18 protein-coding genes are annotated in these 9737 nt (G+C 42.7%); 1 reads left to right on the top strand and 17 read right to left on the bottom strand.

The window, feature by feature from the left end; translation table 11 throughout:
* Positions 1-392 precede the first annotated feature (392 nt).
* On the top strand, positions 393-1175 hold the full coding sequence (locus tag KO534_RS04460) for a hypothetical protein (protein ID WP_215927689.1): 783 nt from the start codon (positions 393-395) through the stop codon (positions 1173-1175).
* A gap of 61 nt (positions 1176-1236) precedes the next feature.
* Here KO534_RS04460 and rplQ read toward each other — a convergent pair whose 3' ends face one another.
* The 17 genes from rplQ to rplN all read right to left on the bottom strand — a co-directional run bounded on the left by rplQ (position 1237) and on the right by rplN (position 9716).
* On the bottom strand, positions 1237-1638 hold the full coding sequence (gene rplQ, locus KO534_RS04455) for a 50S ribosomal protein L17 (protein WP_007625660.1): 402 nt from the start codon (positions 1636-1638) through the stop codon (positions 1237-1239).
* Positions 1639-1677: 39 nt separating this feature from the next.
* A complete protein-coding gene (locus KO534_RS04450) occupies positions 1678-2667 on the bottom strand; it encodes a DNA-directed RNA polymerase subunit alpha (protein ID WP_215927687.1) in 990 nt (329 codons plus the stop codon).
* A gap of 22 nt (positions 2668-2689) precedes the next feature.
* Positions 2690-3310, bottom strand: coding sequence for a 30S ribosomal protein S4 (gene rpsD / locus KO534_RS04445; RefSeq protein ID WP_007634242.1), 621 nt, complete (start codon positions 3308-3310; stop codon positions 2690-2692).
* A 24-nt stretch (positions 3311-3334) separates the two neighbouring features.
* Entirely contained in the window at positions 3335-3724 is a 390-nt protein-coding gene (rpsK, locus tag KO534_RS04440; RefSeq protein WP_215927685.1) for a 30S ribosomal protein S11, read from the bottom strand.
* A gap of 12 nt (positions 3725-3736) precedes the next feature.
* Positions 3737-4093 carry a 30S ribosomal protein S13 gene (gene rpsM / locus KO534_RS04435; RefSeq protein WP_215927682.1) on the bottom strand — a complete coding sequence of 119 codons (357 nt, stop codon included), beginning with the start codon at positions 4091-4093 and terminating at the stop codon, positions 3737-3739.
* 124 nt (positions 4094-4217) lie between these two features.
* Positions 4218-4334, bottom strand: a complete 117-nt coding sequence (gene rpmJ, locus KO534_RS04430) for a 50S ribosomal protein L36 (RefSeq protein ID WP_081587621.1) — start codon at positions 4332-4334, stop codon at positions 4218-4220.
* Between the two features lie 37 nt (positions 4335-4371).
* Complete coding sequence (secY, locus tag KO534_RS04425) at positions 4372-5691, bottom strand: preprotein translocase subunit SecY (RefSeq protein WP_007625681.1); 1320 nt, start codon at positions 5689-5691, stop codon at positions 4372-4374.
* A 5-nt stretch (positions 5692-5696) separates the two neighbouring features.
* Positions 5697-6131, bottom strand: a complete 435-nt coding sequence (rplO, locus tag KO534_RS04420) for a 50S ribosomal protein L15 (protein ID WP_215927680.1) — start codon at positions 6129-6131, stop codon at positions 5697-5699.
* Positions 6132-6134: 3 nt separating this feature from the next.
* The gene (gene rpmD / locus KO534_RS04415; protein WP_215927678.1) at positions 6135-6317 is read right to left on the bottom strand and encodes a 50S ribosomal protein L30; all 183 of its coding nucleotides are present in this window, start codon (positions 6315-6317) and stop codon (positions 6135-6137) included.
* Between the two features lie 6 nt (positions 6318-6323).
* The gene (gene rpsE / locus KO534_RS04410) at positions 6324-6827 is read right to left on the bottom strand and encodes a 30S ribosomal protein S5 (RefSeq protein WP_215927676.1); all 504 of its coding nucleotides are present in this window, start codon (positions 6825-6827) and stop codon (positions 6324-6326) included.
* Between the two features lie 9 nt (positions 6828-6836).
* Positions 6837-7190 (bottom strand): 50S ribosomal protein L18, encoded by a 354-nt coding sequence (rplR, locus tag KO534_RS04405; RefSeq protein WP_215927674.1) that lies wholly within the window; start codon positions 7188-7190, stop codon positions 6837-6839.
* A gap of 12 nt (positions 7191-7202) precedes the next feature.
* Positions 7203-7736 carry a 50S ribosomal protein L6 gene (gene rplF / locus KO534_RS04400; protein ID WP_215927672.1) on the bottom strand — a complete coding sequence of 178 codons (534 nt, stop codon included), beginning with the start codon at positions 7734-7736 and terminating at the stop codon, positions 7203-7205.
* A gap of 10 nt (positions 7737-7746) precedes the next feature.
* Positions 7747-8139 carry a 30S ribosomal protein S8 gene (gene rpsH / locus KO534_RS04395; RefSeq protein WP_215927670.1) on the bottom strand — a complete coding sequence of 131 codons (393 nt, stop codon included), beginning with the start codon at positions 8137-8139 and terminating at the stop codon, positions 7747-7749.
* Positions 8140-8151: 12 nt separating this feature from the next.
* Entirely contained in the window at positions 8152-8457 is a 306-nt protein-coding gene (gene rpsN / locus KO534_RS04390) for a 30S ribosomal protein S14 (protein ID WP_215927668.1), read from the bottom strand.
* Positions 8458-8468: 11 nt separating this feature from the next.
* The gene (gene rplE / locus KO534_RS04385) at positions 8469-9008 is read right to left on the bottom strand and encodes a 50S ribosomal protein L5 (protein WP_215927666.1); all 540 of its coding nucleotides are present in this window, start codon (positions 9006-9008) and stop codon (positions 8469-8471) included.
* Positions 9009-9024: 16 nt separating this feature from the next.
* Entirely contained in the window at positions 9025-9339 is a 315-nt protein-coding gene (rplX, locus tag KO534_RS04380) for a 50S ribosomal protein L24 (RefSeq protein WP_215927656.1), read from the bottom strand.
* Positions 9340-9350: 11 nt separating this feature from the next.
* A complete protein-coding gene (gene rplN / locus KO534_RS04375; protein WP_158971317.1) occupies positions 9351-9716 on the bottom strand; it encodes a 50S ribosomal protein L14 in 366 nt (121 codons plus the stop codon).
* Between the last annotated feature and the right edge of the window lie 21 nt (positions 9717-9737).

Raw genomic sequence — 9737 nt, 5'->3', positions numbered from 1 at the left:
CTTAAGATGTTGTCCGTAGACCCTCTTAAGCGGGAGGCGCATATTACGCTATCTCCATTTGATGTCAACAATTTATTTAAAATAATTTCAAAATAAATCTCGCTGCATCCCGCATCAAACATAGCCTTGGCTAATTAGCAACTTGTCAGAATTTCTAACTCGTTGCGAGAGTCCTAAGTGGTCTCCCTTGAAGCGAGGGCGCATTATAGAGACAACACATTCCTATGCAACCTTTTTTTTAAAATTAATTGTTTTTTTGTATTAACTGACTATTTTTGCGCCTAGATGCTTAAAGTGCATTCAATTATGTTAGATTGAATTATATATTCGCAGTGGTGTCATACATTATTGCTTAGCAAACTTATGGTGTTGTAAAGATGGGCGTAATAGAGATGAGAAATATTATTGGGTTAGCGTTTTCACTTAGTTCATTGGTTCTTATAGACAGTGCTTCAGCTAGTACCAATACAAATGTAAAGCAATCAGCAAACATTCCAAATGAAGTGAATGAAAGGTTTCTTCAAGTACAAGTAGAACAAAATGTAACAATTGGTAGAGCTATTAAAGCCATAGTGGGCCACTATCCGCAAAAGGCAGCGTCAATTGTAGATACCGCACTAGATTTATACCCACAAAAATATAAAGAAATAATTCACGCAGCAATATCTGCACAGCCGACCTTAGCTGAAGAGGTGGTAACCCTCGCGCTAAATAAAGGAATAAGTAGTTGTACGAGCATAGTGGAAACAGCCATTAATGCTGATCCGAGTTATGTAGATTTTGTAGTGACAGCCGCCGCCCATTCAACGCCTGAAGAATTAAATGAAATCGTCAGGATTGCTGTGATTACTGAGCCTGACTCTGCAGACTACATTGTACAATCACTGGCGAAAGCACATCCAAGCAAAATCGTAGAAATATTACAATCTGCAATAGGAGCAGTCCCTCTTGTTGGTGAGTATGTAGTCGAAGCACTACTAGCGGTATTTCCCAACGATGCTGAAACCGTTATAACTACAGCGGTCCGAGAATCAAGTTCAGAACGAGAGCAAATAAGAAAAATAATCGAAACTGCACAAAACTCAGGTGTCAAAGTAGAAGACTTAGAAACGTACGCAATTAATGGTGGAGCCACTACGGAAGAGCTTTCTCAAGCGCTTGAAAATAAAGAGTAATTTTGCTTTAAAAATAAAAAAGCCAGACTAATGTCTGGCTTTTTTAATTGAGCACGGTTGTTTATTCCGCTTCTGTCTCTTCAATCTCTTCGACTGCTTCAACTTCAGGGCGATCAACCAATTCAACGTAGGCCATAGGTGCTTTATCACCAGTACGGAATCCACATTTTAATATGCGGATATAGCCGCCTGGACGCTCTTCATAGCGAGGTCCAAGTTCGTTGAACAATTTACCAACAACTTCTTTATCACCAGTACGAGCCATTGCCAAACGGCGATTAGCTACACTGTCTTGCTTAGCAAGTGTGATTAGAGGTTCAATTACGCGACGCAATTCTTTCGCCTTTGGTAGAGTAGTTTTAATCAACTCATGTTTTACCAAAGAACCAGCCATGTTTTTAAACATAGCTTGACGATGACTGCTGTTACGATTTAACTGACGACCACTTTTACGATGGCGCATAGTTTTATCCTTCTTTACAAATCAGGTTCGAAAACCTAATTAATCTTTTTCAGCGATTGACTCTGGTGGCCAGTTTTCTAGACGCATGCCTAGAGACAGTCCACGAGAAGCTAGCACATCTTTAATCTCTGTAAGAGATTTTTTACCTAAGTTAGGAGTTTTTAATAACTCTACTTCGGTGCGTTGTACTAGGTCACCAATATATTGAATGGCTTCGGCTTTCAAACAGTTAGCTGAACGTACAGTTAGCTCAAGGTCATCAACAGGGCGAAGTAAAATCGGATCAAATTCCGGTTTCTCTTCTTTTTCAACTGGCTCAGAAATATCACGCAGTTCCACAAACGCGTCTAACTGCTCAGCTAAAATAGTAGCTGCGCGACGAATTGCTTCTTCTGGATCAATTGTGCCATTTGTTTCCATATCGATGATCAACTTATCAAGGTCAGTTCGTTGCTCAACTCGAGCAGACTCAACATTGTAAGATATACGATCAACAGGGCTGTATGAAGCATCCACTAATAAACGACCAATAGGACGATCATCTTCTTCTGAAGAGCGACGAGTTGATGCAGGAACATAACCTCGACCCATTTCCACTTTAATACGCATGCTAAGTTCAGCTTCGCCAGTTAAAGTACAAACCACATGGTCAGGGTTAACAATTTCCACATCGCCATCATGCTGGATATCACCAGCTAATACTGGGCCCGCACCGGATTTCACTAAAGTTAGTGTTGCTTCAGTTTTGCCTTCAAGACGCACGGCTAAACCTTTAAGGTTAAGCAATATCTCAATAACATCTTCCTGAACGCCTTCTTTGGTGCTGTATTCATGCAATACACCATCGATTTCAACTTCTGTTACAGCACATCCTGGCATTGAAGACAATAAGATGCGACGCAACGCGTTACCTAGCGTATGGCCAAACCCACGTTCTAAAGGTTCAAGTGTGACCTTTGCGCGAGTTGACGAGACGTTATCAATTTCAACTAATCTTGGTTTTAAGAATTCAGTTACAGAACCCGACATTGTTTCCTCTCTTCTTTAAGCTTTACTTAGAGTAAAGTTCGACGATCAACTGTTCGTTAATATCTGCAGACAAATCAGTTCTTTCAGGAACACGTTTAAATGTGCCTTCCATCTTTTTGTTGTCTACTTCAATCCAAGTTGGTTTTTCTCTCTGATCTGCTAGTTCCAATGCAGCAACAATACGTGCTTGCTTTTTCGCTTTCTCACGAACTGAAACAACATCATCAGCAGAAACGTTAAAAGAAGGAACGTTAACAACTTTACCGTTAACCAAAATGGCTTTATGGCTTACCAATTGACGTGCTTCTGCACGAGTACTAGCAAATCCAATACGGTATACTACATTGTCTAGACGCTGCTCTAAAAGCTGTAACAAGTTTTCACCTGTGTTGCCTTTTAAGCGTGCTGCTTCTTTATAATAGTTACGGAATTGCTTTTCCAATACACCGTACATACGACGTACTTTTTGCTTTTCACGTAACTGAACACCGTAATCAGACAAACGGCCACGACGGGCGCCATGTTGACCAGGTGCGGTATCAATTTTACATTTCGATTCGATTGCTCGAACGCCGCTTTTAAGGAATAAATCTGTTCCTTCGCGACGGCTAAGTTTGAGTTTTGGACCCAAATATCTTGCCATGATCTTTCTCCAACTGTCCGTCGATTAAACGCGACGTTTTTTCGGTGGACGACAACCGTTGTGAGGTATAGGTGTCACATCGGTAATATTAGTGATTTTATAACCAGCAGCGTTCAAAGCTCGGATCGCAGATTCACGACCTGGACCTGGGCCCTTAACGAACACTTCTATGTTTTTCAAACCGTAATCCTGAGCGGCTATTCCAGCGCGTTCAGCAGCTACTTGCGCAGCAAAAGGGGTAGATTTACGTGAACCACGGAAACCAGAACCACCTGATGTTGCCCATGACAGAGCGTTGCCCTGACGGTCAGTAATAGTCACTATTGTGTTGTTGAAAGAGGCATGAATATGAGCCATACCATCAGCAACTTGACGTTTTACGCGCTTACGCGTTTTGGTTGGTGCTTTAGCCATAATATCCCCCGCTTATCGTTTTATTGCTTTGCGAGGACCTTTACGGGTACGCGCATTAGTTTTAGTGCGCTGACCACGTAGAGGAAGACTACGACGGTGGCGAATACCACGGAAGCAACCTAAGTCCATCAAACGTTTAATACTCATTGATACTTCACGGCGAAGGTCACCTTCAACTGTGAACTTAGCAACTTCATCACGAAGCTTATCAATCTGTTCTTCATCAAGATCTTTGATCTTGGTTGTCTCTGCAACACCAGCTGCTACACAAATGCTTTTCGCACGTGTAGAGCCAACACCATAGATTGCTGATAAAGCAATTACTGTGTGTTTGTGCTCAGGGATGTTAATGCCAGCGATACGGGCCATTAACAGTACTCCTTATAATTAATAGTCATCAGCCTAAAAAGCCCGATAGGATACTTACCCAACGACTAAATTGCAATTAAGGATTGAGGCGCTAGAGTATCTAGACGACCCCCAATCCAGTCGATTAACCTTGCCTTTGCTTATGCTTAAGGTCAGAACTGCAAATCACACGCACAACACCGTTGCGCTTAACGACTTTACAGTTACGGCAAATCCGCTTGACGGATGCACGAACTTTCATTTCATCACTCCGTAAATCGCTAACTTATCGACTAGGTCTAACGACCGTAGCCTTTAAGATTAGCTTTTTTAAGAACAGACTCATATTGATTAGACATCAAATGGGTCTGCACCTGCGCCATGAAATCCATGATTACCACTACCATAATCAGTAGTGATGTACCGCCGAAATAGAACGGAACGTTCCAAGCGATTAACATGAACTCAGGCACTAAACATATAAAGGTTATGTAAAGTGCACCAGCCAAAGTTAGGCGTGTCATCACTTTATCAACATATTTTGATGTTTGTTCACCTGGACGAATACCTGGAACAAATGCTCCGGATTTCTTTAAGTTATCTGCTGTTTCGCGCGGATTAAAGACCAACGCAGTATAGAAGAAACAAAAGAAAATAATCGTCGCAGCGTACAACATCACATACAAAGGTTGTCCAGGAGACAACTGCAGAGCGACATCTTGTAACCAAGACAACGACTCATTCTGACCAAACCAATTTGCAATAGTGCCCGGAAACAAAATAATACTTGATGCAAAGATAGGTGGAATAACACCAGCCATGTTCACTTTTAAAGGTAAATGCGTGCTTTGTGCAGCAAAAACCTTACGACCTTGTTGACGCTTAGCATAATTAACAACAATTCGTCGTTGACCACGCTCTACAAACACCACAAAGTAAGTAACAGCAATAATTATTACGCCTACTAACATCAAGAACAATAAGTTCAGTTCACCTTGTCTTGCTTGCTCAGCAACATTACCTAATGCTGATGGCAAACCAGAAACAATACCGGCAAAAATCAGAATAGAGATACCGTTACCAATACCCCTCTCTGTAATTTGTTCGCCTAACCACATAAGGAACATAGTTCCCGTGACTAAGCTAATCCATGCTGTAAAGTAAAAACCAAAACCAGGGTTAATTACCAAACCTTGTATAAGGTTTGGCAAATTAGTCGCAATTCCAACTGCTTGGAAAGAAGCCAACACCAACGTGAAATAACGTGTGTATTGACTAATTTTACGACGTCCGGCTTCGCCTTCCTTTTTCAGCTCCATCATCGGTGGATGCATATGAGACATCAACTGAATAATAATTGAAGCTGTGATATAAGGCATGATGCCTAGGGCTAGAACTGACGCGCGTTCAAGAGCACCACCGGAGAACATGTTAAACATTTCTACGATTGTACCTTTCTGTTGCTCGAATAACTGAGCTAACACCGCAGCGTCAATACCAGGAATAGGTACGTAAGAACCCAACCTAAATACTATGATCGCACCAAGTACGAACAACAATCTTGATTTAAGCTCGCTCAAGCCGCCTTTGGCGCTTGAATCCTGTCCTGGTTTAGCCATCTAGCCTATTCCTCTACTTTACCGCCAGCTGCCTTGATTGACTCAAGAGCGCCTTTTGATACCTTTAAACCACTAACCGTTACGGCACGTGAGATTTCGCCACTTTTCATTACTTTAACAAACAACATTTCTTTTTTAACTAGACCTGCTGCTTTCAAAGTTTCAAGTGAAACCACATCGCCTTCTACCTTTGCAATTTCGCTTAACGTAACTTGGTCAGAAACCATAGATTTACGAGAAGTGAAACCGAACTTAGGAAGTCGACGTTGGATTGGCATTTGCCCGCCTTCAAAACCAGGTTTTACAGAACCGCCTGAGCGAGACTTTTGACCTTTGTGACCACGGCCACCAGTTTTTCCAAGACCAGAGCCCATACCACGGCCCACACGTTTACCAGAATTTTTTGCTCCAGGTGCAGGAGCCAAAGTATTTAAATACATATATTACTCCTCCACTACTTCAACCATGTAAAATACACGGTTGATCATGCCACGGACAGAAGGGGTATCTTCTAATTCACGAACATGACCGATTTTGCGTAGACCTAAACCTGTAAGCGTTGCTTTATGTTTAGGTAGACGACCGATAGAGCTTTTTGTTTGCTTTACTTTAATCATCTTTGCCATGTTCATTTACCCCAAAATTTCTGATACAGACAATCCACGTTTAGCAGCAACTGATTCAGGCGAATTCATTTCTGTCAACGCATTGATAGTTGCACGCACAACGTTAATTGGATTGGTAGATCCGTAACATTTTGAAAGTACGTTTTGTACACCCGACACTTCAAGTACTGCACGCATCGCACCACCGGCGATAATACCAGTACCTTCAGATGCTGGCTGCATGTAAACTTTAGAGCCTGAGTGACGACCTTTTATTGGGTGCTGTAGTGTGTTGCCATTAAGATCAACAGTCACAATATTGCGACGTGCTTTTTCCATAGCTTTTTGAATCGCAGCAGGCACTTCACGTGCTTTACCGTATCCAAAACCTACACGACCATTTCCGTCACCTACTACTGTCAAAGCAGTAAAGCTAAAGATACGACCACCCTTAACTACTTTAGATACACGGTTGACGGCAATTAGCTTTTCTAACAGATCACCACCGTTTTGAACTTCTACTTTAGCCATAATTAACTCCTAGAACTGAAGACCAGCTTCGCGAGCTGCATCAGCTAATGCTTTAACTCGACCGTGATACTTGAATCCGCTACGGTCAAAAGCAACGGATTTGATGCCTTTTTCAATAGCGCGTTCTGCGATCGCTTTGCCAATAGCTGCTGCTGCCGCTGAATTACCTGTGCCTTTAAGGCTACCAGCTAGTTCAGTTTCAACTGTTGAAGCCGACGCCAATACTTCAGAACCACTTGGAGCGATTAACTGAGCATAGATGTGACGCGGTGTGCGGTTAACAACCAAGCGATGCGCGGCCAATTCACTAATTTTTTTACGTGCACGAGTAGCGCGACGTAAACGAGCTGATTTTTTATCCATCGTACTAACTCCTTACTTCTTCTTAGCTTCTTTACGACGCACAACTTCATCAGCGTAACGAACACCTTTACCTTTGTAAGGCTCTGGCGGACGGTATGCGCGGATGTTAGCTGCAACCTGACCTATCAACTGCTTATCAACGCCTTTAACGACGATTTCAGTTTGACTAGGAGTTTCAACAGAAATACCTTCAGGCATTTCGTATGCTACAGGGTGTGAGAAACCCAGAGTTAAATTCAGTTTTTTACCTTGCGCTTGCGCACGGTAACCAACACCATTCAACAATAATTTTTTCTCAAAACCTTCAGCAACACCAACAATCATGTTGTTCAATAAAGAGCGAGCTGTACCAGCCTGAGCCCAACCGTTTACTGCACCTTCACGAGGCTTAGCAACTAATTGGTTTTCTTCCTGTACGACTTCAACCGCTTCGTTAAACACACGAGTAAGTGTGCCATTTTTACCTTTAACTGTGATTTCTTGACCGGCAATAGAAATTTCTACACCAGACAAAACATCAACAGGAGCTTTTGCTATACGTGACATTTGATTCCCCTTACGCTACGTAGCCGATGATCTCACCACCCATGCCCGCTTTACGCGCTGCACGGTCAGTCATCACACCTTTAGAGGTAGACACGATAGCTACACCTAAACCACCCATTACTTTTGGCAACTCATCTTTTTTCTTATAGATGCGCAGACCAGGGCGACTTACGCGCTCAATGCTCTCGATTACTTTTTTGCCTTCGAAGTACTTTAACGTTACTTCTAATACCGGCTTTACGTCACCAGACACTGCAAAGTCAGAAACGTAACCTTCTTCTTTAAGAACGGCTGCAATAGCAACACGCACTTTAGATGAAGGCATAGTTACAGAAACTTTGCTAGCCATCTGGCCATTACGTACGCGGGTAAACATATCCGCGATAGGATCTTGCATACTCATATTAGCTACCCCTTACCAACTGGCTTTTTTCAAGCCAGGCACTTCACCGCGCATCGCTGCTTCACGCAACTTGATACGACTCATGCCAAACTTGCGTAGGAAACCATGTGGACGACCTGTAATGTTGCAGCGGTTACGCTTGCGACTTACAGATGAATCACGTGGCAGTTGTTGTAGCTTAAGAACAGCGTCCCAACGTTCTTCGTCAGAAGAGTTGACATCGCTGATAGTTGCTTTAAGTGCTGCGCGTTTTGCTGCGAACTTAACAACTAGCTTCGCACGTTTTACTTCGCGCGCTTTCATTGATTCTTTTGCCATAACCCTACACCTTACTTTTTAAACGGGAAGTTAAACGCGCTTAATAAAGCGTGTGCTTCCGCATCGGTTTGTGCGCTGGTAGTGATAGTAATATCCATACCGCGTATCTTGTCCACTTTATCGAAGTCGATTTCAGGGAAGATAATTTGCTCACGAACGCCCATGCTATAGTTACCACGACCATCGAATGACTTAGGATTTAAGCCACGGAAATCGCGGATACGAGGAATTGCTATTGACACTAAACGTTCAAAGAATTCCCACATACGTTCACCACGTAGGGTTACTTTACAGCCAATCGGATAACCTTCACGGATTTTAAAACCCGCTACAGATTTGCGAGCAACAGTAACAATAGGCTTTTGACCAGCAATTGCTTGCATGTCAGCCGTGGCATTTTCCAATACCTTCTTGTCCGCTACCGCTTCACCTAAACCCATGTTTAGAGTGATTTTATCAATCCGAGGGACTTGCATGACGCTTTTGTAGTTGAACTGCTTAGCAAGTTCCGCTACAACTGTGTCTTTATAGTAATCATGCAGTTTCGCCATCGTACTCTCCAATTTTTTAAACTAGTTCGCCGTCTGATTTGAAGAAACGTACTTTCTTCTCACCTTCAAGACGGAAACCCACACGATCTGCTTTACCCGTTTTCGAGTTGTAGATCGCTACATTTGATACGTGAATCGATGCTTCTTTCTCAACAATACCACCCGCTTCACCCAATTGAGGGTTAGGCTTTGTGTGTTTCTTGATAATGTTCACACCTTCAACGATTAGACGGTTAGCCGCTGGAATAACTTTAAGCACTTTGCCTTGTTTTCCTTTGTCTTTACCAGCCAAAACGATGATTTCATCATCACGACGAATTTTATTAGCCATATCGTGACTCCTTATAATACCTCAGGGGCTAGCGAGACAATTTTCATGTTATTCACACGAAGTTCTCGAGTAACCGGACCAAAGATACGCGTACCAATCGGTTGCTTGTTTGCATTAAGCAAAACAGCTGCGTTGCTGTCGAAACGGATCGAAGATCCATCAGGACGACGAACGCCTTTTCTAGTACGCACCACCACTGCAGTTAGTACATCACCTTTTTTTACTTTACCGCGAGGAATTGCTTCCTTAACAGTAACTTTAATGATGTCACCAATATGTGCATAACGGCGATGCGAGCCACCAAGAACCTTAATACACTGAACCCTGCGAGCGCCAGAATTATCGGCAACATCCAGGTTAGTTTGCATTTGGATCATGTTAGTGCTCCGCTATTAAAA

Origin of the sequence: Paraglaciecola arctica (assembly GCF_018861065.1) — a bacterium.
Classification (GTDB): domain Bacteria; phylum Pseudomonadota; class Gammaproteobacteria; order Enterobacterales; family Alteromonadaceae; genus Paraglaciecola; species Paraglaciecola arctica_B.
Note: the sequence above shows the minus strand (reverse complement) of the source record. Positions and strands in the feature narration are given on the sequence as shown.